Annotated in this window: 18 protein-coding genes and 6 pseudogenes; 9 read left to right on the top strand and 15 right to left on the bottom strand. The window is 67.3% G+C overall.

Going from position 1 to position 22087, the window contains the following annotated elements:
* Window positions 1-2: 2 nt before the first annotated feature.
* From M5I08_RS06315 to exaC, 6 genes are all read right to left on the bottom strand, one after another.
* Window positions 3-275, bottom strand: a complete 273-nt coding sequence (locus M5I08_RS06315) for a hypothetical protein (protein ID WP_219065660.1) — start codon at window positions 273-275, stop codon at window positions 3-5.
* Window positions 276-280: 5 nt separating this feature from the next.
* Window positions 281-1675 carry a dihydrolipoyl dehydrogenase gene (gene lpdA / locus M5I08_RS06310; protein ID WP_219065659.1) on the bottom strand — a complete coding sequence of 465 codons (1395 nt, stop codon included), beginning with the start codon at window positions 1673-1675 and terminating at the stop codon, window positions 281-283.
* Window positions 1676-1961: 286 nt separating this feature from the next.
* Complete coding sequence (locus M5I08_RS06305) at window positions 1962-2546, bottom strand: hypothetical protein (RefSeq protein ID WP_249763156.1); 585 nt, start codon at window positions 2544-2546, stop codon at window positions 1962-1964.
* A 10-nt stretch (window positions 2547-2556) separates the two neighbouring features.
* Window positions 2557-2835 (bottom strand): putative holin, encoded by a 279-nt coding sequence (locus M5I08_RS06300; RefSeq protein ID WP_219065658.1) that lies wholly within the window; start codon window positions 2833-2835, stop codon window positions 2557-2559.
* Window positions 2836-2863: 28 nt separating this feature from the next.
* Complete coding sequence (locus M5I08_RS06295; protein ID WP_219065657.1) at window positions 2864-3352, bottom strand: DUF779 domain-containing protein; 489 nt, start codon at window positions 3350-3352, stop codon at window positions 2864-2866.
* Entirely contained in the window at window positions 3352-4875 is a 1524-nt protein-coding gene (exaC, locus tag M5I08_RS06290; protein ID WP_219065656.1) for an acetaldehyde dehydrogenase ExaC, read from the bottom strand. Before exaC ends, M5I08_RS06295 begins: the two co-directional genes overlap by 1 nt.
* 64 nt (window positions 4876-4939) lie before the next feature.
* On the opposite strand from exaC, the gene M5I08_RS06285 reads away from it, so the two are divergent.
* Both M5I08_RS06285 and M5I08_RS06280 read left to right on the top strand, forming a co-directional pair.
* Complete coding sequence (locus tag M5I08_RS06285; protein ID WP_219065655.1) at window positions 4940-6937, top strand: prolyl oligopeptidase family serine peptidase; 1998 nt, start codon at window positions 4940-4942, stop codon at window positions 6935-6937.
* Between the two features lie 311 nt (window positions 6938-7248).
* Window positions 7249-7338: pseudogene (locus tag M5I08_RS06280) on the top strand (crotonase/enoyl-CoA hydratase family protein); the annotation flags it as partial.
* Window positions 7339-7433: 95 nt separating this feature from the next.
* Here M5I08_RS06280 and M5I08_RS06275 read toward each other — a convergent pair.
* The 3 genes and pseudogenes from M5I08_RS06275 to M5I08_RS06265 all read right to left on the bottom strand — a co-directional run bounded on the left by M5I08_RS06275 (window position 7434) and on the right by M5I08_RS06265 (window position 9207).
* A complete protein-coding gene (locus M5I08_RS06275; RefSeq protein ID WP_219065654.1) occupies window positions 7434-7673 on the bottom strand; it encodes a hypothetical protein in 240 nt (79 codons plus the stop codon).
* Between the two features lie 329 nt (window positions 7674-8002).
* Window positions 8003-8740: pseudogene (locus M5I08_RS06270) on the bottom strand (aldehyde dehydrogenase family protein); the annotation flags it as partial.
* On the bottom strand, window positions 8683-9207 hold the full coding sequence (locus M5I08_RS06265) for a mycothiol transferase (RefSeq protein ID WP_219065653.1): 525 nt from the start codon (window positions 9205-9207) through the stop codon (window positions 8683-8685). The gene M5I08_RS06265 and the pseudogene M5I08_RS06270, both read right to left, overlap by 58 nt.
* 46 nt (window positions 9208-9253) lie before the next feature.
* On the opposite strand from M5I08_RS06265, the pseudogene M5I08_RS06260 reads away from it, so the two are divergent.
* Window positions 9254-10982 (top strand): annotated as a pseudogene (locus M5I08_RS06260) (N-acyl-D-amino-acid deacylase family protein).
* 76 nt (window positions 10983-11058) lie between these two features.
* Here the strand turns inward: M5I08_RS06260 and M5I08_RS06255 are convergent.
* The 4 genes and pseudogenes from M5I08_RS06255 to M5I08_RS06240 form a co-directional block, all read right to left on the bottom strand.
* On the bottom strand, window positions 11059-11712 hold the full coding sequence (locus M5I08_RS06255; protein ID WP_219065652.1) for a hypothetical protein: 654 nt from the start codon (window positions 11710-11712) through the stop codon (window positions 11059-11061).
* A gap of 79 nt (window positions 11713-11791) precedes the next feature.
* Entirely contained in the window at window positions 11792-12034 is a 243-nt protein-coding gene (locus M5I08_RS06250; RefSeq protein ID WP_249763305.1) for a hemophore-related protein, read from the bottom strand.
* 259 nt (window positions 12035-12293) lie between these two features.
* Window positions 12294-12641: pseudogene (locus tag M5I08_RS06245) on the bottom strand (TCP-1/cpn60 chaperonin family protein); the annotation flags it as partial.
* Window positions 12642-13244, bottom strand: a pseudogene (locus M5I08_RS06240) (M24 family metallopeptidase); the annotation flags it as partial.
* On the opposite strand from M5I08_RS06240, the pseudogene M5I08_RS06235 reads away from it, so the two are divergent.
* Together M5I08_RS06235 and M5I08_RS06230 are read left to right on the top strand one after the other, a co-directional pair.
* A pseudogene (locus M5I08_RS06235) lies at window positions 13244-13375 on the top strand (cupin domain-containing protein); the annotation flags it as partial. The pseudogenes M5I08_RS06240 and M5I08_RS06235 sit on opposite strands and share 1 nt — an antisense overlap.
* 111 nt (window positions 13376-13486) lie before the next feature.
* The gene (locus M5I08_RS06230) at window positions 13487-15181 is read left to right on the top strand and encodes a DEAD/DEAH box helicase (protein ID WP_219065651.1); all 1695 of its coding nucleotides are present in this window, start codon (window positions 13487-13489) and stop codon (window positions 15179-15181) included.
* Here M5I08_RS06230 and M5I08_RS06225 read toward each other — a convergent pair.
* Window positions 15178-16677: a PH domain-containing protein gene (locus tag M5I08_RS06225; RefSeq protein WP_219065650.1), complete on the bottom strand. Its 1500-nt coding sequence runs from the start codon at window positions 16675-16677 to the stop codon at window positions 15178-15180. The genes M5I08_RS06230 and M5I08_RS06225 overlap by 4 nt on opposite strands.
* Window positions 16677-17153, bottom strand: a complete 477-nt coding sequence (locus M5I08_RS06220) for a PH domain-containing protein (RefSeq protein ID WP_219065649.1) — start codon at window positions 17151-17153, stop codon at window positions 16677-16679. Before M5I08_RS06220 ends, M5I08_RS06225 begins: the two co-directional genes overlap by 1 nt.
* Window positions 17154-17265: 112 nt before the next feature.
* On the opposite strand from M5I08_RS06220, the gene M5I08_RS06215 reads away from it, so the two are divergent.
* The 4 genes from M5I08_RS06215 (at window position 17266) to M5I08_RS06200 (ending at window position 22086) form a co-directional block, all read left to right on the top strand.
* Window positions 17266-18189, top strand: a complete 924-nt coding sequence (locus M5I08_RS06215; RefSeq protein WP_219065648.1) for an SDR family NAD(P)-dependent oxidoreductase — start codon at window positions 17266-17268, stop codon at window positions 18187-18189.
* Between the two features lie 97 nt (window positions 18190-18286).
* Complete coding sequence (locus tag M5I08_RS06210; protein WP_219065647.1) at window positions 18287-19009, top strand: phosphatidylserine decarboxylase; 723 nt, start codon at window positions 18287-18289, stop codon at window positions 19007-19009.
* A 78-nt stretch (window positions 19010-19087) separates the two neighbouring features.
* Window positions 19088-19945, top strand: a complete 858-nt coding sequence (locus M5I08_RS06205; RefSeq protein ID WP_219065646.1) for a CDP-alcohol phosphatidyltransferase family protein — start codon at window positions 19088-19090, stop codon at window positions 19943-19945.
* Window positions 19942-22086 (top strand): AAA family ATPase, encoded by a 2145-nt coding sequence (locus M5I08_RS06200; protein ID WP_219065645.1) that lies wholly within the window; start codon window positions 19942-19944, stop codon window positions 22084-22086. Before M5I08_RS06205 ends, M5I08_RS06200 begins: the two co-directional genes overlap by 4 nt.
* Window position 22087 lies beyond the last annotated feature (1 nt).

Raw genomic sequence — 22087 nt, 5'->3', positions numbered from 1 at the left:
CGTCACAGGTAGATGTCGGCCAGCACCAACAACGACAGCAGCACCGGAAGAACCGGCAACGCGAAAACAAACGACGCCAGCGGATAGTTTCGCCGCCGCCGAACCTGCCGTCCACGTAATAGCGCCCACAATGCGAACGCGGGTGATACGACTAGCAGGGCCAGACTCCAGATGCTCACCGTACTGATGGCGTCGCCGACCGAATACGCCACCAGCCACAGCAGATAGCCGGCGAGCACTCCGCCGATGGCAGCCCAAATCGACTCGGTACGCATCGGCCTCAGAAGTTGATCATGTGCCCGGTTAGACCGTGGAAGCACTCTTGCAGCGCCTCTGACATCGTCGGGTGGGTGTGAACGTTGCGCGCCAACTCGTTTGCCGTCAGGTCCCACTTCTGCGCGAGCGTCAGCTCGGGCAGCAACTCGGAGACGTCGTGGCCGATCAGATGTCCGCCCAGCAGCTCGCCGTGTCGGGAATCGGCGATGAGTTTGACGAAACCGCTGGGGTCACCGAGGCCGTGCGCTTTGCCGTTGGCGGTGAACGGGAACTTGGCGACCGCGACGTCATAGCCCTCGTCGCGGGCCTGCTCCTCGGTCAGTCCGAAGCTTGCCACCTGCGGCTGGAAGAACGTCGCGCGCGGCAACATGCGGTAGTCACCGAGAGCCAAAGTCTCTGCGCCCGCAATGGTTTCGGCGGCCACCACGCCCTGAGCCTCGGCGACGTGGGCCAGCTGCAGCAGCCCGGTCACGTCGCCGATGGCGTAGATGTGGTTGACGTTGGTCTGCATGTAGTCGGTGATCCCGATCGCTTTGCGGTCAGTCAGGGCCACCCCCGCGTTGTCCAACCCGTAGCCCTCGACGTTGGGCGCAAAGCCGATGGCCTGCAACACTTTTTGTGTCTTGAGTTCTTCCGGCTTGCCATTGTTACTGACGGTCACGGTGACGACGGACCCGTCGTCGGCGATCGATTCGACGCATGTGCCGGTGAGGATTTTCACGCCGAGCTTTTTGAACTGCTTCTCAGCCTCCTTGGACACCTCGGCGTCTTCGTTGGGCAACGCGCGCGGCAGGAATTCGACGATAGTCACCTCGACCCCGTAGTTCTTCAGCACATAGCCGAATTCCATGCCGATGGCGCCCGCGCCGGCGATCACGATCGATTCCGGGAGTTCGCGAGAAAGGATTTGCTCTTCGTAGGTGACGACATTCGCCGACAGCGACGTGCCGGGAACGAGCCGGGCGCTGCTGCCGGTCGCGATGATCGCGTTGTCGAAGGTGACCGTTTCGGCGCCACCGTCGTTGAGTTCGACCGCCAGCGTGTGAGCGTCGGTGAACCTGCCGTATCCGTGGATCTCGGTGATCTTGTTCTTCTTCATCAGGAAATGCACACCGGCGACCCGGCCCTCGGCCACCTTGCGGCTTCGGTCGTACGCGACGCCGTAGTCGAATGTCGCCTCGCCGTTGATGCCGAAGGTCTTGGCTTCCTTGGCGAAGATGTGCACGAGTTCAGCATTGCGCAGCAACGCCTTCGACGGGATGCAGCCGACGTTGAGACAGACTCCGCCCCAGTATTTGGGTTCGACGACGGCGGTGTTCAGCCCCAGCTGTGCGGCGCGGATGGCGGCCACGTATCCGCCGGGTCCGGCGCCGAGGACGACAACGTCATAGTGGGTCACGGCCACTACCCTAGTGGCCGCCGGCCCGCGTCAGCTGGCCAGCCAGCCTTCGAGGTGGTCGTCGTAGTCGGCGGCGACGCACAGGCCGCGGCCAGGCCCGCGGGTCAGCCGTCGTCGGGCGAGGAACTCGCTGGTGATCGCCGCGGGCAGCGCTCCGGCCAGGTGGAACCGGCGATCGGTCCAGTCGACGCAGCAGCGGGCGGCGTGTCGCCGCCCTCAGCGCAGAATCAAAACCCGACCCAGCACTACACGCCACCAACACCACCGGAAGTCTTACCGACCCAGGCTAGTACGGGATGAGCCCCAGCAGGCACTGCCCCTGAATGTGGTCGCAATAGAACGCGCCGTACAACGGGGCCGCGGCGATGACCGAGGCGAACACCGCCGACAGCATCGCAATGCCCAACGCTGACAGCAGTGCGCGGTCGGGCACCATCGCCAGCATCAAACCCGCGAGCACGCACACGACGACGTAGACCAAAACCACGAAAACAACCGGGGTCTTGTGCGCGGAGCGGTCGTGGATCCACCAATAGAACAGGCCCGCACCGATCGCGCCCGCGGGAACCCAGACCGCGGCGACCACCAAAACGAACTGCCACCACCGCAGGTAGTGGTAGCGGCCGGGCACGGCGGTCGGCGGCACCGGCGCGTGCAACGGCCCGGACGTCGGCGCCTGGGCCTTCGGGGCCGCTTCCGCCGGGTCGCGGCCGCCTGGCGGCTCCTCGGCGATTTCCGAATCCGACGGATCCGACCGCCGACGCCACCATCGGCGTCGCGTGGCCGACGGTTCGGGTTCGGCTTTGTGGTGCACGCCGGTGTCGAAGGTCGGCACGTAGGGCTCGGTCTTCGGGAATGCGTCAGTGTCCATCAGGTCCTCGTCAGGCAGGAGTGGTCACCTCGATCACCGTGAGCACACCGAACCATCCTGGCGCCAGCGCCAGGATGAACACACCCAGCGCCGTCAGCCATCGGCGCCGAGAGGCCAGGATCACCAGCAGACCGATCGCGCTGGGCACGCCGACCACCAGCGCGATCACGACATCAGGACGGACGCGGGCCGAAACCAGCACGGTGGCCGCCGTACCGGCCAGCACCCCGACGGCGATACCAACCAGCATTGCGCTAGTCAGCAGCCAGGTTCGCGGCAGCGGTATCACGCTTTGACGATAACGCCGCGCCCACCCGCTACGGCTTTACCTGCCCGGCGCGCCCCGCAGGTGCTTGGCAAGCATCGGCGGCGGCAGCCACCACCGGTGCACGCGCCGGTGGGCGCTCACCGTCGGCGTAGTCGGCGCCGGTGATCACCGGGATGGCTACCAGCTCCGCGTTTTCCGCCTCGGTAAACGCGCGCCCACGGGACAAAAACCGCATCCCCTCGGGTGCTTCCAGGCTGAAGCCGCCGCCGCGGCCGGGCACCACGTCGATGACAAGCTGGGTGTGCTTCCAGGCCTGGAATTGGGGCCCGGAGATCCACACCGGCACCCCCGGGCCGACATCCAATACGCCCAGCAGCACGTCGCGGTCGCCCACGATGAAATCCCCGTCCGGATAGCACATCGGCGACGACCCGTCGCAGCAGCCGCCGGACTGGTGGAACATCACCGGACCGTGCCGGCCAGCCAGCTCATCGAGCAGCGTGGCGGCGGCGGCGGTGATCACCACCCGGGGCGTCATCAGAAGAATCCTTGGGCCTTGTTGGAGTAGGACACCATCAGGTTCTTGGTCTGCTGATAGTGGTCGAGCATCATCTTGTGGTTCTCCCGGCCGATACCGGATTGCTTGTAGCCGCCGAACGCCGCATGCGCCGGATAGACGTGATAGCAGTTGACCCAGACCCGGCCGGCCTGGATGTCGCGGCCCGCGCGGTAGGCGGTGTTGCCGTCGCGGCTCCACACCCCCGCACCCAGACCGTAGAGGGTGTCGTTGGCGATTGAGATCGCGTCGTCGTAGTCGGTGAACGACGCCACCGACACCACCGGGCCGAAAATCTCCTCCTGGAAAATCCGCATCTTGTTGTTGCCAGCGAAGATGGTGGGCTGCACGTAGTAGCCGCCGGAGAGGTCGCCACCCAACTCGGCGCGCTCTCCGCCGGTGATGATCACCGCACCCTCGTCCTTGCCGATTTCGATGTAGGACAACACCTTTTCCAGCTGGTCGTTGGAGGCCTGCGAACCGATCATCGTCTCGGTGTCCAGCGGGTCGCCCTGCCGAACCGCCTTGGTGCGGATGGCGGCCAGTTCCAGAAACTCGTCGTAAATGTCGGCCTGGACCAGGCTGCGCGACGGACACGTGCACACCTCGCCCTGGTTGAGGGCGAACATGGTGAACCCTTCCAGCGCCTTGTCGCAGAAGTCGTCGCCCTTGGCCATCACGTCGGCGAAGAAGATGTTGGGGCTCTTGCCGCCGAGCTCCAGGGTGACCGGGATCAGGTTCTGGCTGGCGTACTGCATGATCAGTCGCCCGGTGGTGGTCTCGCCGGTGAACGCGATCTTGGCGATCCGGTTGCTCGACGCCAGCGGCTTGCCGGCCTCGGCGCCGAACCCGTTGACCACGTTGACCACCCCGGGTGGTAGCAGGTCGCCGATCAGCGACATCAGATACAGCACCGACGCCGGGGTCTGCTCGGCCGGCTTGAGCACCGCGGCATTGCCGGCGGCCACTGCCGGCGCCAGCTTCCAGGTGGCCATCAGGATCGGGAAGTTCCACGGAATGATCTGCCCCACCACGCCCAGCGGCTCGTGGAAGTGATAGGCGACGGTGTCCTCGTCGATCTGGCTCAGCGTGCCTTCTTGGGCGCGGATCGCCGCGGCGAAGTACCGGAAATGGTCTGCGGCCAACGGGATGTCGGCGGCGAGCGCCTCCCGGATCGGCTTGCCGTTGTCCCAGGCTTCGGCCAGCGCCAGCGACTCGCGGTTGGCGTCGATGCGGTCGGCGATCTTGTTCAGGATCGCCGCGCGCTCGGCGGGCGCGGTCTTACCCCACGCCGGCGCGGCGGCGTGCGCGGCGTCGAGGGCCTGGTCGACGTCGGCCTCGTCAGAACGCGGCACTTCGCAGAACGTGTGGCCGGTGATGGGCGTCGGGTTCTCGAAATACCGGCCCCGGGCCGGCGGCACCCACTCGCCCCCGATGAAGTTGCCGTACCGCGATTCGTAGCTCATCAGCGCCGCAGCGGAACCCGGACGTGCGTAGACGGTCATCGGGTCACCTCCTCGTTTGACGGTGTTATACAAGTCACAGTACCGCCGCGGTCACAATGGCCCCATGTCTGGTGACGACCCGTATCTGTGGCTGGAGGACATCCTCGGCGAGGACGCGCTGGACTGGGTGCGCGCGCGCAACGAGCCGACGGTGGCCGAGTTTTCCGGCGCGGAGTTCGAACGGATGCGCGCGCAAGCACTCGAGGTGCTCGACACTGATGCCCGCATTCCCTACGTGCGCCGTCGCGGCGATTTTCTGTACAACTTCTGGCGCGACGCCGCCAACCCGCGCGGGCTGTGGCGGCGGACCACACTGGAGGACTACCGCACCGATTCGCCGGAGTGGGATGTGCTGATCGACGTCGACGAACTGGCTCGCGCTGACGCCGAGAACTGGGTGTGGGCGGGCGCCAACGTCATCGAACCCGATCACACACGGGCCCTGATCAGCCTGTCCCGTGGCGGGTCGGACGCAGCGATCATGCGTGAATTCGACATGGCCACAAGAGAATTCGTCGACGGCGGGTTCGCGCTTGCCGAGGCTAAGTCCGGATTCAGCTGGGTCGACCCGGACACTCTGCTGATCGGCACCGACTTCGGCGCCGGCTCGCTGACCGAATCCGGCTACCCGCGCATCATCAAGCGGTGGCGTCGCGAGCAACCGCTGGAGGATGCCCAGACGGTGTTCGAAGGCTCGCCCAGCGACGTCGTCGTGGCCGCGGGAGTCGACCGCACGCCGGGCTTCGAGCGGACCATGCTGCGACGAGCTGTCGACTTCTTCAACGACCAGGTGTACGAACTGCGCGGTGAGAAACTGATCCGCATCGATGCGCCGACCGACGCATCGATATCAGTGCACCGGCAATGGCTGCTGATCGAGCTGCGCACCGACTGGATCACCGGCACCGCCAGCTATACCGCGGGCTCGCTTCTGGCCGCAGACTATGACGAATTCCTTGCCGGCACAGCGCAGTTGCACGTGGCGTTCGAGCCTGACGCGCACACCAGCCTGCTGCACTACTCGTGGACGCGCGAGCGGCTCGTCGTCGTCACGCTGGCCGACGTGGTCAGCCGGGTCGAGATCGTCGCACCTGGCACCTGGGCGCGTCGACCGGTGACCGATGCGCCGGCCAACACCAACACCGTCATCGCCGCAACCGACGACACCGGCGACGAAATCTTCTTGGACTGCAGCGGATTCACGACGCCGTCGCGGCTACTGCACGGGTCCGTCGACGGAGAGCTGAAACAGATCAAATCCGCACCGGCGTTCTTTGACGCCGAAGGCATCACCGTCGCACAGTATTTCGCTACGTCAAAGGATGGCACCGCGATCCCGTATTTCGTGGTGCGCCCGCGGGCCGCGACTGGCGCCACGCTGCTGAGCGGCTACGGCGGGTTCGAGGTGTCGCGCACGCCCGGCTACGACGGTGTGCTGGGCCGGCTGTGGCTCGCCCGCGGCGGCACGTACGTGCTGGCCAATATCCGCGGCGGCGGCGAGTACGGCCCCGGCTGGCACACCCAGGCGGTGCGCGCGGGGCGTCACCTGGTCGCCGAGGACTTCGCCTCGGTGGCAACAGATTTGGTGGACCGTGAAATCGCAAGTGTGCAGCAGCTCGGCGCGCAGGGTGGTAGTAACGGAGGCCTGCTGATGGGCATCATGTTGACCCAGTACCCGCAGCTGTTCGGCGCACTGGTCTGTCAGGTCCCGTTGCTGGACATGCGCCGCTTCCATCTACTGCTGGCGGGTGCGTCGTGGGTTGCCGAGTACGGCAACCCCGACGATCCGGACGATTGGAAGTTTATCGCCGAATACTCGCCGTACCAACATATTTCGGCTGACGTTGATTATCCGCCGGTGCTGATTACCACCTCGGCCCGTGATGACCGGGTGCATCCGGGTCACGCCCGCAAGATGACGGCGGCGCTGCAAGCCGCGGGCCATCGGGTCTGGTACTACGAAAACATCGAGGGCGGCCACGCCGGCGCCGCCGACAACGCGCAGACCGCATTCAAGTCGGCGCTGATTTTCTCGTTTCTGTGGCGGATGCTGAGTACGTGATGCGCGGCTGGCCAGCTGCTCGCACCACGTCCGCCGCAGGCGGGCGCGAAAATAACTTTTTCGGCAGCTGCGGGGCAAAATCGGGCGGATTGGCTTTCCTGATGACTAGCTAAGCGTACCTTAAACAGACCTAAGAAAGGCGTGCGGAGAAGGCTAGGGTCGGGAGAGCCCGCTAGGAGGTCCAGATGACTCCACTCACGGTGGTGTGTGTCTTTTTCATCGCCGCTCCGGTCGCTGGGGTCGGCCTGCTCGAGTTGCAGGCGCGGCTTGAACGCTGGGATCAGCGCCGGCACGCTGGGCCGGTCGCCACCATCACGTTGAACCGCCCCGACCAGTTCTACACGATCGTCTTGGCCATCCCCGATGAAATCGGAGCCGCCGGTGGCCTGGCCGAACAGGACCCGTCGCACGTGATCACGCCCTAGCGCTTGCACCGCTTCCGCGAGATTGCGTCTATGGCTGTGATTTTCGTCAGATCACAGCCGTAGGCGCATTTTCACGATGCCGGCAGGCTGCCCAGAAGCGCGGTCAATACGCCGAGCACCACCAGCGCTTCGCCGGCGGCCATTGTCAGGTCGAGCCAGTGATGCATGCTGCTTTCGGCTTCGCCGACCATGACGTCGGCGATTCGGCGAATGTTGCCGCCTGCGTGACTCAGCGCATCGTTGATGCGACGGCGGGCGAGTTCGATGGCCGCCCATCCGGCGCCGCCGACCAGCAACCCGGAGACACCCAAGGCCGCCAGCGATCGGCCGCGATCGCCGGCGACGGGTCAGTATCAGCAGCTCACCCGCCCCGGTCAGTACCGTCGCGACGATGCTCACCCACAGGCCCCAGGTAGAAACTAGCCGTAATCTGCTCGGCTGCGATGCTTTTGGTGTCGCCACTGGCAATGGAACGGCTACCGCGGCGGGCACCTGTACGTGGCGACCGATCAGCAGCCGGTCGAGCACAGGGTCGTCGAGCATCGGCGCCACGTCAACGACCCACTGATCGGACTGCGCGCCGGCGCGGCTGAACAGCCACTCGTTCAGCTGCCGACTGGCTTGCGCGAAGTCCGGCGGCGGTCATACACGTCATCGAGTGGTCCACGTCGGCGAGCACCGTCGGCTCGAAGAAACTGCCCGGCTTGTCGGCGCGCTTGCCGCCGGTCAACACCCGGGCGCCCGCCGCCACTGCCTCGCGGACGTGACGCTCGGTCACGGCCAGCTGCTGCTCGTCGATCAGCCCGCCAAGGCTGTGCCCGTCGCCGGCGCCGACCTCCAACGCCTGCACGTCGCGCACCACGGCCTTGACGAACTGGTCGTGCACCGGCTCCAGCACGTAGACCCGCCCGACCGATACACAGGTCTGCCCGGCGTTGAACATCGCGCCCCACACCGCGGCGTGCGCGGCCAACTCGACGTCGGCGTCGTCGAGGACGATCATCGGGTCTTTGCCGCCCGACTCCAGGCTGACCGGCGTCAACCGGCGGGCGGCGCGCTCCATCACTTTGCGCCCGGTGGCGGTGGATCCGGTGAACTGCACGACATCGACGTTGTCGATGACGGCTTCGGAGACTTCGCGGGCGCCCTGAGCCAGTGCGAACACCTCGGGGCCCGCGATGGCCGGCACGTCGGCCGGATCGGTCCACTGCACTTCGCCGGCGGCGACGCCGGTGGCCGGGTTCAAGATGGTGCCGGTACCCGAGAAGTCGGGCGTGACGGGTGTGAGGGCCGTCACGGCGCCCATGCTATCGACACCCGTCAAGTTCTTCGGGGCGCGATGCCTAGGACGTAGGCCGCCTGGCCGAGGTGCTGGGCGCAGTCGTCGATGGTGCTGACCAGCCGGGCGCTGGCGATCACCGGCGGATCCCAGCTGCGGTCCACGATGCGCGCCAAGTCCTCTGCGGTGACGCCGGCGACGAAGTGCAGCGTCACCCTGTGCACGGCGTGGTAGTAACCGGCCAGCAGATCGGCCGATGCCTGCACCTTGGCCACGTCTTCGGGGCTGTGCCCGTAGCCGGTGTCGTTTCGTGGCAGGTCCAGCCCGAAGCGGTCCACCCAGCCTTCGGCGGTCCACACCTGGTCGATACCGGCGATCGGGGCGAGCTGAATATCCTGCACCCGAGCGCTGTGCCAAATCAGCCAGGCGATGCTGTTGGCATTGGGGCTCGGCCGGTAGTTAGCCTGTTCGTCAGTGAGGCCGTCGGCGATTTCGTCGACGTGTTCGATCAACCGAGTGAACGCGTCGCGTAGCAATTCCCGGGTGGCTGCGTCGGCATTGGGCATATTTCGATCCTGGCATGAGCCACCGACATGATCGTAGATTATTTAGGTGACCTACGACCTCATCATCCGCAACGGCACTATCGTCGACGGCCTGGGGGGTGAGCCGCACATCGGTGACGTCGCGGTGCGCGACGGCGTCATAGCGGCCGTCGGTCACGTCAACGGCGCCGACGCGAAGCGCAAGATCGACGCCACTGGGCTGCTGGTCACCCCCGGCTTCGTCGACCTGCACACCCACTACGACGGCCAGTCCATCTGGTCGGAGCGCCTGACTCCGTCGTCGGCGCACGGGGTGACCACTGTGGTGATGGGCAACTGTGGCGTCGGGTTTGCGCCCTGCCGCCGGGAAGACCACGACGTGCTGGTCGACGTGATGGCCGGGGTAGAGGACATTCCCGGTGTCGTGATGACCGACGGTCTGCCATGGACGTGGGAAACCTTCCCCGAATACCTCGACGCGCTGGAAGCGGGCAAGCGCGATATTGATGTGGCCGCCTACCTCCCACACTCGCCGCTGCGGGTCTACGTGATGGGGCAGCGCGGCGCCGACCGTGAGCCGGCCACTCCCGAAGACCTCGCCAAGATGCGCGCGCTGGCAAAAGAGGCGATAGAAGTCGGGGCGGTGGGCTTCGCGTCGTCGCGGCTGACCATTCACAAGACCGAAAGCGGCTCGCCCATTCCGAGCTACGACGCCGCCCGCGAGGAGATCGAACAGATCGCCAGAGGCGTGGTCGACGGCGGCGGCGGTCTGCTGCAATTCGTGCCCGACATTCCGGCCGGCGGTTATCAGCCGGTGCTGCAGACGGTGTTCGACGTCGCCGAGGACGTGGGGCTGCCGGTGACCTTTACGCTCGTCGTCGCCAACGCCGGCGAGCCGACCTGGCCCGACGCCATCACGATGATCGAGAAGGCCAATAAAAATTCGGGGGCCGTCCGCTTTACCGCGCAACTGCTGCCGCGCCCGATCGGCCTCATCATCGGGCTGCAGTTGACCGCCAACCCATTCGTGCTCTACCCCAGCTACCGCGGGATCGCTCACCTGCCGCTGGCCGAGCGGGTCGCCGAGATGCGCAAGCCGGAGGTCCGGGCCCGCGTCCTCGCCGACAAGCCCGGCCAGGGTCACCCGATCCTCTACCTGGCCCAGATGTGGGACTGGACCTTCCCGCTGGGCGACAACCCGGACTACGAGCCCGACCCGTCGACCAGCATCGGGGCCCGGGCGCGGGCCCGCGGAGTGGACCCGATGGAAGAGGCCTACGACCGGCTGCTCGACGACGACGGTCGCGCCATGCTGTTGGTCGCTGCCAGCAACCTGGAGAACGACTCGCTGAACACCGTCGGCGAGCTTCTGCGTCGCGACGACGTGGTGCTCGGTCTCGGCGACGGCGGTGCCCACTACGGGATGATCTGCGACGCCCAGCTACTCCACGTACTTCCTGGCGCACTGGGCGCGCGACCGGAAGTCCGGGCGGTTCACGGTACCGCAGGCCGTGCGGGAGCTGACGTCGGTGCCGGCCCGCATCGCCGGATTAGGTGACCGTGGCCGGATCGCGGTGGGGTACAAGGCCGACCTCAACGTCATCGACCATGCGGCGTTGCGGCTGCATAAGCCGGTTATCAGCCATGACCTGCCGGCCGGTGGGCGGCGGCTCGACCAGACCGCCGACGGCTATGTGGCGACGGTCGTGGCCGGTGAGGTGATCGCCGAGAACGGCGTGCCCACCGACGCCCGGCCCGGCAAGCTGGTCCGCGGCCGCCAGCCCATTCCCGGCTAGGCGCCCTTCGTCGCCGACTGTGCGACTTGTGCACGCAGGATCGGCGTAATCGCACAAAGAGCCTGCACACTCGGCGCTAGATGGGGCGCCCAGCCGCGCGTGGCTTGCGGCGGACCCGCTCGATAATCACGCTGGGCCTGGACAGCATCTCCGCGCTGACCCTGACGCGCGCTCGGCGCTCTTGCGCAGATTCCGCGCCGCCGTCAACCAGCGGTAGCGTCCGCCGTAGCCGCCGAACATTGCGAACGCCGGGTTTGACATCGGCTAGAGTCACGACATCACCGGTCTTCAGATTGGTGATGTTCGCCAGCGCATCGAGGACTGGAACAGCACTGCTCCACGGCAGAACCCGGCCAATATCAAACGCGGTGCGTTCCGGGGAAGTGATCCGAATACCGTTGACAATGCACTCTTCTCCACTGCCCAGATCGTAGGAATGAACGATGATCCCGGGTGCAGCGTGCCGATCGGGGCGGTTCAACTCTGCTGGATCGTCTGCATTGAGCCATTTGGTGCCCAACACCGCAGCTGCGGAAACTCCCGTCAAGGTCGCGTTGCCACCAGACCAGAGCCAGGCTGCGCGGGCTCGGGTAAGTGCTGTCAACGTCGCATCCTTGGCCACGTAGACATTGCGATAGATAGGTCGGTATTGCTGATGCAGTTGATATGCCGAAATCTCCCCGCGCCGCACGGCCTGACGCCCTAGAAACGGCCATTCGTCCCCGCCCATGGCCATATTCTCAGTGCGGGTATCAAAAGATTCTCAGTGCGGGTATCAAAAGCGGCGAGCGGTTATCCACAGGGCGCCGCTACCCAGACAGCGCGTCAAAAAGCGCAGCCAGCTGGTCCGGTGACACCGACGTGTTGCATTGCCCGCGTAGATCGCTCAGCGGCTGCGCAATGTTTTTCAGGTCCAGCAGTTCGCCCGGATGGCCGATGAAATAGCCCCGCACGGACGACCGCGCATCCGCCGGCGATTGACTGACCGCGGCGGTGAGCACATTGTTGGCGTCAGGGTGGCTATCCAGGTATCCGCTTGCCGCATTCAGCACTCCGCTGGCGGTGGCAGCCACCCCGCTTGCCGTGCACGGGTTGGGCGCAGCAGCCGCCGTCGGCGCGATGATGACGCAAAGGGCGCAGCCGGGAATGACTCCAAAAATTGTGCGCCATACCGATTTTCTCACTGTGCGGTCCCTTCGTCCCCGCGACGATCAATTCTTCAGTACAACAGCCGGAAAGCGAAAGGAAAAGCCCGGCCCCACCCGGGGACCCGGCTTTCCGTTGTCGAGTCGGACTAGAAGTCCATACCGCCATGCCACCGGTCGGGTCGCCGGCGGGTGCCGCGGCCTTCTCCGGCTTGTCGGCGACGACGGCCTCGGTGGTCAGGAACAGGGCCGCGATGGACGCCGCGTTCTGCAGCGCCCAACGGGTCACCTTGACCGGGTCGGCAACGCCGGCCTTCAGCAGGTCCTCGTACTCGCCGGTCTGCGCGTTGAGGCCGTGACCTGCGGGCAAGTTGCGCACCTTCTCGGCGACCACGCCGGGCTCCAGCCCGGAGTTGAAGGCGATCTGCTTCAGCGGAGCCTCCAGCGCCACGCGGACGATGTTGGCGCCGGTGGCCTCGTCACCGCTCAGTTTGAGCTCGTTGAGGACCGGGGCCTCCTTGCGCCGCATTGGCTTGTCCGATCCCGGCGTGATGTACCACTCGACGCCGTTGCCAACGATCTTCTCGTGTGGAAACTCCCCGAGCAGGTGGCCGGCGATCGGGCTGCCGAACTCGAAACCCTCGGCGTGGGCCAACCCGACGACGTGGCCGTACAACTCGGCGCCGGTGATGGCGGGATGGCTTTCGAAATGTTCGCGCCCGGCCCGCCACACCCGCGGTAACGCATCTCGGATGGCCAGCTTGTCCGGGTCGTCGCCAAGCACAAATGTGCGGCCGAAGTCGGCCTCCCACTCCTCGAAGATAGGGCCCAGATCCAGGAACACGATGTCGCCGTCGGCGACAACCCGATCCGGCGGATGCTCCTGAAAAGGCTGCAGGGTGTTCTCGCCGGCACGCACGACCCGCCGATGCCAATGGCCCGTCACACCGAGCAGCTGCGTGGCCAGGTGGCGGACCTCGTCGGACAACTGCCGCTCTCCGACGCCAGGGCGGATCATTTCGCAGCGCTCGATCTCGCCGAACAACTGCGCCGCTTTATCCTGGGCATCCAGAAGCTTTTCCGCGCGGACGTTTTCGTCGGCGGTCGGCCTCGACACTACCACCCAGCGGAGCACACAGGCCTGGTGCGCCGCGGCGGACCTACTTCGAGGGTTTCAGCGCGTTGGCCGACATGGCTGACGACGAACGCCGAGAGTGGTTCGTCCGCCACGACAACTTCATCGTCTAGCGTGCGCCAGTCGGGCGATCACGATCTGAGGATAGGCCTACCGTGCGCGTTCCGATATCGTTGCCCTAGACTGCATTTCCTCGCTATCTCAACGAGATTAGGAGTCTTCGGGTGCGGGCTAGTGAAGCGCCCAGCACCCGGGCTTTGCGGGGCTGGCAGCGGCGAGCCTTGGTGCGGTACTTGACCGCCAAGCCGCGTGATTTCTTGCTGGTCGCTACCCCCGGCGCGGGTAAGACGGCGTTTGCTCTGCGGATCGCCACCGAGCTGCTGGCCGACCGCAGCGTCGACACGATCACCGTGGTGGTGCCCACCGAGCATCTCAAGACACAGTGGGCGCTGGCGGCCGCCGCCGACGGCATCGCGCTGGATCCCAAGTTCCGCAACGCCGCCGCGCACACCTCGGCGGAGTACCACGGCATCGTCGTCACCTACGCCCAGGTGGCCAGCCATCCCGCCCGGCATCGGGTGCGCACCGAGAGCAGGCGCACGCTGGTGATCTTCGACGAGATCCATCACGGCGGGGACGCCAAGAGCTGGGGTGAGAGCATCCGCGAGGCTTTCGGCGACGCCGCGCGGCGACTGGCGTTGACCGGCACACCGTTTCGCAGTGACGATGCCGCGATTCCGTTCGTTCGCTACGAGCCCGACGGCAACGGCGTGCTGCGCTCGGCGGCCGATCACACCTACGGCTACGCCGACGCGCTGGCTGACGGCGTCGTGCGCCCGGTGGTGTTCCTGGCCTACTCCGGTGAAACCCGCTGGCGCGACAGCGCCGGCGGGGAGTACGCCGCGCGGCTCGGCGAGCCGGCCAGCGCCGAGCACGCCGTCCGGGCGTGGCGTACCGCGCTCGATCCGGCCGGCGAGTGGATGCCTGCGGTGGTCTCCGCTGCCGACATCCGGCTGCGGCAACTCCGCGACGGCGGAGTACCCGACGCCGGCGGCATGATCATCGCGTCGGACCAAAAGGCTGCCCGCGCCTATGCCCTTCTGCTGCAACGGATTACCGGCGAAGCGCCCACCGTGGTCGTTTCCGACGACAGCAGCTCGTCAGACCGCATCGCAAAGTTCTCCACGGGCACCAGCCGCTGGCTGGTCGCAGTACGGATGGTGAGCGAGGGTGTCGACGTGCCGCGGCTGGCCGTGGGGGTGTATGCCACCAGCGCGTCGACCCCGCTGTACTTCGCCCAGGCGATCGGCCGCTTCGTGCGCTCGCGGCGGCCGGGCGAGACGGCGAGCATCTTCCTGCCATCGGTGCCGTCGCTGCTGCAGCTGGCCAGCGAGCTTGAGGCGCAACGCAATCATGTGCTCGGCGAGCCGCACCGCGAGACCGACGGGCTGGAGGCCGCGCAGCGCCGCCAGACCGAACCGTCCGAACCGGAGAACGGGTTCATCTCGTTGGGCGCCGACGCGGAACTCGACCAGGTGATTTTCGATGGCTCGTCGTTCGGCACCGCTGAGATTTTGGCGCCCGCGGGTAGCGACGAAGAAGCCGACTACTTGGGTCTGCCTGGCCTGTTGGACGCCAACCAGATGCGAGAACTGTTGTTGCGCCGCCAAGTTCAGCAGCTCGACCGTCGCGCCCGCAACGGCGCCGCCGTGGCCCAACCGGTCACCCGGCACGGGCAATTGCGCGACCTGCGCCGCGAACTCAACGCGCTGGTCTCGGCGGCACACCATCGAACAGGCAAGCCGCACGGCTGGATTCACAACGAGCTGCGGCGCATCTGCGGCGGCCCGCCGGTGGCCGCGGCCACCTCTGACCAGCTTAGGACCCGCATCGAAGCGGTGCGCGGATTGACCGCCTAGCGGATCGCCCAGATGCTGTCGGCCACCCATGGCGATGCTTCCGCCGCCACGGCCCACGCCTGGTCTTCTGGGACGTCGATCAGCGGGTAGCGCTTGACGCCGGCGGCAGTCGCCGCGACCAGGGTGGCCACTCCGGCCCGGCGTTGCAGCGGCGACTGCCGCACGGTCCAGCCGATGACGCCCGCCGTGGCGAGGCAGTCGCGTCGGCGGTCCAGGCTGCCGGAACGCATCACCAGCCACCGGCTGTCGACCCGGTGCCCGAGTGCGCCCACCCTGTCGGCAGCCAGCAACGCACACCACGCCGTGACCGCCACCCACGCCGTCCACAACCACAGCGGCACAGCCGAAATCCCGAGCAGCGCAGTGGCCGCCAGCGCGACACCGATCAGCACCGGAATCCCCAGTGCGCGCGTCCACCGCCGAGACGCTGCCCGACCGCCGTGACCACGCAACGGCCCGACGACGACCCAGGCGCTTTCGGGACCGCCGACCAGCCCCGCCAGCACCGCTTCCGCGGTGGCGGCCGGACATGGCGGCAGCAGCACCGACGACTCGCCTGCACCATGCACGCCGGTCATCACCGCATCCAGCCGGGCGCCGCCGAAGACTCGCACCAGCAGCGGCTGCCGCAGCGTCCCGCCGCGCAGCCGGCTCATGTCGTAGGTGTGTTCGCGCAGCCGCAGCAGACCGTGCCGCAGATGCAAGACGTCGGCCCGACGCGTCAGCACCAGGTTTCCGTAGACGAGCAGCGACCGCAGCACCGCCAGCAGCACCGAAGCGATCAGCACCACCGCCGCGATCACCGCGACGGTCGCGACCACACCCAGCCGCGCAGCCGCCGCCAACCCCGAGGAAACCAGCCGTGAATGCTGCAACGGCCCAACGGCTCCGCTCTGATAGACCACGCCAGCGGCGGCAACCACGATCAGCAGCCCGGACAGGCTCAACGGCGCGTACCGCAACCATGACGGCTGCCAGCGCGCCAGCACCGTGCTCGACGCCGCGGGCTCCGCGGTCGCCGCATCGCCCGGCTGCGGTGAGTCGGCCAGCAGGATGGCTCGCAGCCGCGGTACCTGGTCGGCCCTGACCGCGTTGAGCTCGAAACCATGCTCGGCCGTGGCTTGTTGGCCGGTGCTCAACCGCAGCACGGTCAGCCCCAACAGCCGGTGCAGCAGTCGCGCATCGGTCTGCACCGAACGGATTCGGTTGCGCGGCACCGACAGAACCTTGCGCTGCAGCAGGCCGGACCGCAGCTGCACCTGGCCAGACTCGCGGTCGGATTCGATGCGGTAGCTGGTGGTGAACCAACGCGCGACGCCCACTCCTACGCTAAGCACGAGCACCGCCACCGTCCAGGACTGGTTGCCGGTGGTCGAACCGAGCACCAGTACCCCGATCAACAACGGCAGTTCGCGCAGCAACTCGTGCGCCGGATGCACCAGCAGCATCCTGGGACTTAGTCGCTGCCAAGCGATTTGGGGCCGCTGCTGGGTCATCACGTGGCGTCCTCGACACCGAGCGCGGCGATGTCGGTTAATTGGGCGACGAGGTGGTCGGCCACCGCGAGGTCGAGCGCGGCGATGTGGACCGCTCCCGCCGAGGAGGCGGTGGTGACGGTGACGTTGGCCAGACCGAACAACCGGTCCAGCGGGCCGCGGTAGGTGTCGACGGTCTGCACCCGCGATATCGGCGCGATGCGCCGTTCCTGGACCAACCAACCCGTGCGGGTATATACCGCCTGCGGGCCGATCTCCCACCGGTGCACCCGGTAGCGCCATAACGGCACGACGGCGAGCGAGATCGCCGCCCCTAACACGGTGACGGCGGCGACCAGTAGGTGCAGCCAGGGCAGCCGCTGATCGAAGCCGATCCACACCACCTGACCGGCCGCCAGCACCAGCCACGGCGCCACACCGCCGATCGCCCACCGCAGCGGCGCACGCCGGCTGGGCGGATATGCCGGATCGATCATGCCCGCCACCCGCGGCCTGGGCTGGGGATTGTCCACTCATCGAGAATGCCACCGACCCTGCGACGGATCGCACCGACACGGCGCCGACCATCAGTCGGTATCGTTTTCGGCAATGACTGCCAACCGCAAATGGACGACGGCCGACATACCCGACCAAAGCGACCGAATCGCCATCGTCACCGGCGCGAACACCGGTCTGGGCTACCAGACCGCCGCCGTGCTCGCCGAAAGCGGCGCACACGTGGTGTTGGCGGTTCGCAATTTGGAGAAGGGCAACCTGGCCCTGGCGCGGATCGTGGCCGCCCATCCCGAGGCTGATGTGACGTTGCAGGGGCTCGACCTCAGCTCGTTGGATTCGGTGCGGGACGCCGCCACCGCGCTGCGCAAGGCCTATCCGCGCATCGACCTGCTGATCAACAACGCCGGCGTGATGTGGACGCCGAAGCAGGTCACCGCTGACGGGTTCGAAATGCAGTTCGGCACCAACCATCTGGGCCACTTCGCGCTGACCGGGCTGCTGCTGGGCAATCTGCTGGGGGTCCGGGGCTCGCGGGTGGTGACCGTCAGCAGCATGGGCCACCGCGTCCGCGCCGCCATCCACTTCGATGATCTGCAGTGGGAACAGCGCTACGACCGAATCGCCGCGTACGGCCAATCCAAGCTGGCCAACCTGCTGTTCACTTACCAGCTGCAGCGCCGGCTGGCCGCTAAGCAGGCGAACACCGTCGCGACCGCCGCGCACCCGGGCGCCTCGAACACCGAGTTGGTGCGCAACCTGCCCGCCGTGCTCAAACCCGCCGTCGCGGTGCTCGGCCCGCTGCTGTTTCAGAACGCGGCGATGGGTGCCCTACCGACGCTGCGCGCCGCCACCGACCCGGATGTCCAGGGTGGGCAGTATTACGGCCCGGACGGCCTCGGCGAGCAGCGTGGCCACCCGAAGCTGGTGTCCTCGAGCGCGCAGTCCCATGACGAGGACTTGCAGCGCCGGCTGTGGAAGGTCTCCGAAGAGCTGACCGGTGTGACGTATCCGGTCTGACGCCGGCCGGCCACAGTTGATTGTGGGCTTAACGCACGCTGATGTTCGTTTTGCGTGCATCAAGCCCACGCTCGCTGCGGCTCCGTAAGATGACCGCGTGGCACGACGCCCCCGCTCGACCGGAGAGAACCTGACGTTCGGCCCGCAGCGGCTGCTGTCGTTGCTGCGGTCGACCGTTCCGCCCGTGCATCCCGCCGGCCTGCCGTTCATCTCGGTGGGGCTGGCCGTGGCCGTGGGGGGAAGACTTGCCGGACGCCGCTATCGATGGCTGCGCCGAGCCGGCCTGCTGACCGCCGGTGCGTGTGCCGGGTTCTTCCGGCACCCGCCGCGGGTAGCGCCCACGCGGCCCGGCGTCGTCGTCGCTCCCGCCGACGGCCTAATCTGCGTCATCGACACCGCCGCCCCGCCCGCCGAGCTCGGGTTGGGTAACGCAGAGCTGCCACGGATCAGCGTCTTCCTGTCTCTCTTGGACGCCCATGTCCAGCGGGCGCCGGTGAGCGGCGAAGTGGTTGCCGTGCGGCACCGGCCGGGTCGCTTCGGCTCGGCCGACCTGGCCGCCGCCAGTGACGACAACGAACGCGTCAGCATGCAAATCCGCACCGCCGACGGCGCGGACGTCGTGGCGGTGCAGATCGCCGGTCTCCTGGCGCGGCGCATCGTCTGCGACGCTCACGCCGGCGACAAACTGTCAATCGGTGACACTTACGGCCTGATCCGGTTCGGGTCCCGCCTCGACACCTACCTGCCCGCCGGGGCAGAGGTGCTGGTCAGCGTCGGCCAGCGGGCGGTCGGGGGCGAAACGGTGCTGGCAGAGCTGTGATGGTCACCGCGCCGGCGACGATATACAAAGCAGCGACGCGGTGGGGGCGCTTCCCGCTGGCGGGGGAGAGCGGCGCAGATGACTAGGCCTCGCGGCAGGCGAGTGGTCAACTTGCGCATCCTGCCCAGCTCGATGAGCGTGCTGGCTATCTGCGCCGGGCTGACCTCGATCCGGTTCGCGCTGGAGGGTCAGCCGCATGTGGCGATAGCGCTGATCGCCGCCGCCGCGATCCTGGACGGACTCGACGGCCGGGTGGCCCGCATCCTGGACGCCGAGTCGCGGATGGGCGAGGAGATCGATTCGCTCGCCGACGCGGTGAACTTCGGGGTGGCCCCGGCGGTGGTGATCTACGTGACGTTACTGCCCTCGCAGCCGGCCGGCTGGGTCGTGGTGCTGCTGTACGCGGTGTCAATCGTGTTGCGGCTAGCCAGATTTAACGCGCTGTTGGACGCTGCCAGCCAACCAGCCTTCACGCGGGAGTATTTCGTCGGGATACCAGCGCCCGCCGGCGCCATCGCAGCGCTCGGCCCGCTGGCCGCCAAGCTGCAGTTCGGTGCGGGCTGGTGGACGTCACCGTGGTTCGTCTGCGCATGGGTGGCGGCCTGCTCGATGCTGGTGGTCAGCCGCATCCCGATGCGCAAGATGCATGCCGTGTCGGTGCCGCCGAACCTGGCCGCGCTGCTGCTGGCCACGCTGACGATCGTTGCGGCAGCGGCCTTTTTGTTCCCCTACATCCTGATCATGGTGCTGATCGCGGCCTACCTGTTTCACATTCCGTTCTCCGTGCACAGCTACCACTGGCTGGCGGCGCATCCCGAGGCGTGGGGCGAGAAACCCAAGCAGCGACGCGCTACCCGACGCGCGATCCGCCGCGCGCAGCCCAATCGCCGGTCAATGGCCAGGTTGGGCCTCCGCCGGCCCACCGGCCGGACATGACTTCGCCGCAGCTCACGCTGACCGCGCGGCTGAACACGGCGGCCGTCGACTCTCGCCGCGGCGTTGTCCGGCTGCATCCCAATGCCATCGCGGCCCTTGGGATTCGGGAGTGGGACGCAGTGTCGCTGACCGGAGCGCGAACCACGACGGCCGTGGCCGCCGTGGCTGGCCCGCAAACCCCGTTCGGCATCGTTCTGCTGGACGACGTCACGCTTTCCAACGCCGGGCTGAGCCAGGACAACGCCGCGATCGTGACCGCCGCGGTGGTACACGGCGCTCGGTCGGTGACGTTGAGCGGCTCGGCGCTGACCAGTCGATCGGTTCCACCCGCCACCCTGCGGCGGGCCCTGCTAGGCAAGGTGCTGACCGTCGGCGACGCCGTGTCCCTGCTGCCACGCGACCTTGGACCAGGCACCTCGACATCCGCAGCTGCCGCCGCACTGGCGTCGGCGGTCGGCATCAGCTGGACGTCCGAGCTGTTGACCGTTACCGGCGTCGATCCCGCCGGACCGGTGAGCGTGCAGCCAAACTCGTTGGTGACGTGGGGAACCGGTGTCCCGCTGGCGCCAGCGCAGGCCAATGCCAAAACGTCCTCGCTCACGGTCAACGACCTCGAGGGCGTCAGCGCGCAGGCCGCCAAGCTGGCCGAGTGGCTCAAGCTCGCGCTCGATGAGCCGCACCTGCTGCAAACCCTCGGCGCCGGAACGAATTTGGGTGTCCTGGTATTAGGTCCGGCGGGCGTCGGGAAGGCCACGCTCGTGCGCGCAGTCTGCGCAGGCCGACGGCTGGTGGAGCTCGACGGCCCGGAGGTCGGCGCGCTGGCCGCCGACGACCGGCTGAAGCGGGTGGCCGCCGCGGCGGCGGATGTCAGCGACGGCGGCGGCGTGCTGCTGATCACCGACATCGACGCGCTGCTGCCCGCCGTAGGCGAACCGGTGGCGACGCTGATCCTGGCCGAACTGCGTAAGGCGGTCGCGGCCACCCGGGTCGCGGTGGTCGTCACGTCCGCGGTGCCGGAGAACCTCGACCCGCGACTGCACGCACCGGAGCTGTGCGACCGTGAGCTGGTGCTGAGTCTTCCCGACGCCGCCGCTCGCACGGCATTGCTGCAGGGACTACTGAAGTCGGTGCCGACCGAGAATATCGGCTTTAGCGAAATCGCCGGTCGCACACCGGGTTTCGTGGTTGCCGATCTGGCCGCACTGATGCGGGAGGCGGCATTGCGCGCGGCGGCCAGGGCCAGTTCCGACGGCACGCCGCCGAAGCTGATCCAGGACGACCTGCTCGGTGCGCTTACCGTGATCAGGCCGCTGTCACGCTCAGCCGCAGTGGAAGTCACGCTCGGCTCGGTCACACTCGACGATGTCGGCGATATGACCGCCACCAAGCAGGCGCTGACCGAAGCGGTGCTGTGGCCGCTGCAACATCCCGACACCTTTGCCCGACTCGGCGTGCAGCCGCCGCGCGGAGTCCTGCTGTACGGACCACCAGGCTGCGGCAAAACCTTCGTGGTGCGCGCACTGGCCAGCACCGGACGGCTTTCGGTGCACGCTGTCAAAGGCGCTGAGCTGATGGACAAATGGGTCGGATCGTCGGAGAAGGCCGTGCGGGAACTGTTCGGCAGGGCCCGCGATTCGGCGCCGTCACTGGTATTTCTCGACGAGGTCGACGCGCTGACCCCGCGGCGTGGGCAGAGCTTCGACTCCGGCGTCACCGATCGGGTGGTCGCCGCGCTGCTCACCGAGCTCGACGGCATCGAGCCGCTACGCGAGGTCGTGGTGGTCGGCGCCACCAACAGGCCCGACCTGATCGATCCGGGGCTGTTGCGCCCCGGTCGGCTGGAGAAGCTGGTGTTCGTCGAACCGCCTGATGCACAAGGCCGTCTGGAGATCTTGCACGCCGCAGGCAAGTCGGTTCCGCTGCGCGACGTCGACCTGGCCGCGCTGGCAGCCGACCTGGACGGCTACAGCGCCGCAGACTGCGTGGCGCTGCTGCGCGAGGCTGCGCTCACCGCGATGCGCCGCTCGGTCGACGCCGCCGAAATCACCGCCGCCGACGTAGCTGCCGCGCGCGAAATCGTCCGCCCTTCACTGGATCCTGCGCAACTGGCCGCGCTGCGCGCCTTCGCCGGCCAGCGGTGAA

Origin of the sequence: Candidatus Mycobacterium methanotrophicum, from assembly GCF_023515995.1 — a bacterium.
Classification (GTDB): Bacteria; Actinomycetota; Actinomycetes; order Mycobacteriales; family Mycobacteriaceae; genus Mycobacterium; species Mycobacterium methanotrophicum.
This window is presented reverse-complemented; position numbering and strand designations above follow the sequence as displayed.

Bases quoted from the DNA above. Each gene is read 5' to 3' on its own strand.
- M5I08_RS06220 (WP_219065649.1), bottom strand. From the start codon at position 17,153: ATGATCGATCCGGCATATCCGCCCAGCCGGCGTGCGCCGCTGCGGTGG.
- M5I08_RS06215 (WP_219065648.1), top strand. From the start codon at position 17,266: ATGACTGCCAACCGCAAATGGACGACGGCCGACATACCCGACCAAAGC.
- exaC (WP_219065656.1), bottom strand. From the start codon at position 4,875: ATGACCGTCTACGCACGTCCGGGTTCCGCTGCGGCGCTGATGAGCTAC.
- M5I08_RS06255 (WP_219065652.1), bottom strand. From the start codon at position 11,712: ATGGGCGGGGACGAATGGCCGTTTCTAGGGCGTCAGGCCGTGCGGCGC.
- M5I08_RS06315 (WP_219065660.1), bottom strand. From the start codon at position 275: ATGCGTACCGAGTCGATTTGGGCTGCCATCGGCGGAGTGCTCGCCGGC.
- M5I08_RS06225 (WP_219065650.1), bottom strand. From the start codon at position 16,677: ATGACCCAGCAGCGGCCCCAAATCGCTTGGCAGCGACTAAGTCCCAGG.
- M5I08_RS06205 (WP_219065646.1), top strand. From the start codon at position 19,088: ATGACTAGGCCTCGCGGCAGGCGAGTGGTCAACTTGCGCATCCTGCCC.
- M5I08_RS06285 (WP_219065655.1), top strand. From the start codon at position 4,940: ATGTCTGGTGACGACCCGTATCTGTGGCTGGAGGACATCCTCGGCGAG.
- M5I08_RS06265 (WP_219065653.1), bottom strand. From the start codon at position 9,207: ATGCCCAATGCCGACGCAGCCACCCGGGAATTGCTACGCGACGCGTTC.
- M5I08_RS06200 (WP_219065645.1), top strand. From the start codon at position 19,942: ATGACTTCGCCGCAGCTCACGCTGACCGCGCGGCTGAACACGGCGGCC.
- M5I08_RS06295 (WP_219065657.1), bottom strand. From the start codon at position 3,352: ATGACGCCCCGGGTGGTGATCACCGCCGCCGCCGCCACGCTGCTCGAT.
- M5I08_RS06305 (WP_249763156.1), bottom strand. From the start codon at position 2,546: ATGGACACTGACGCATTCCCGAAGACCGAGCCCTACGTGCCGACCTTC.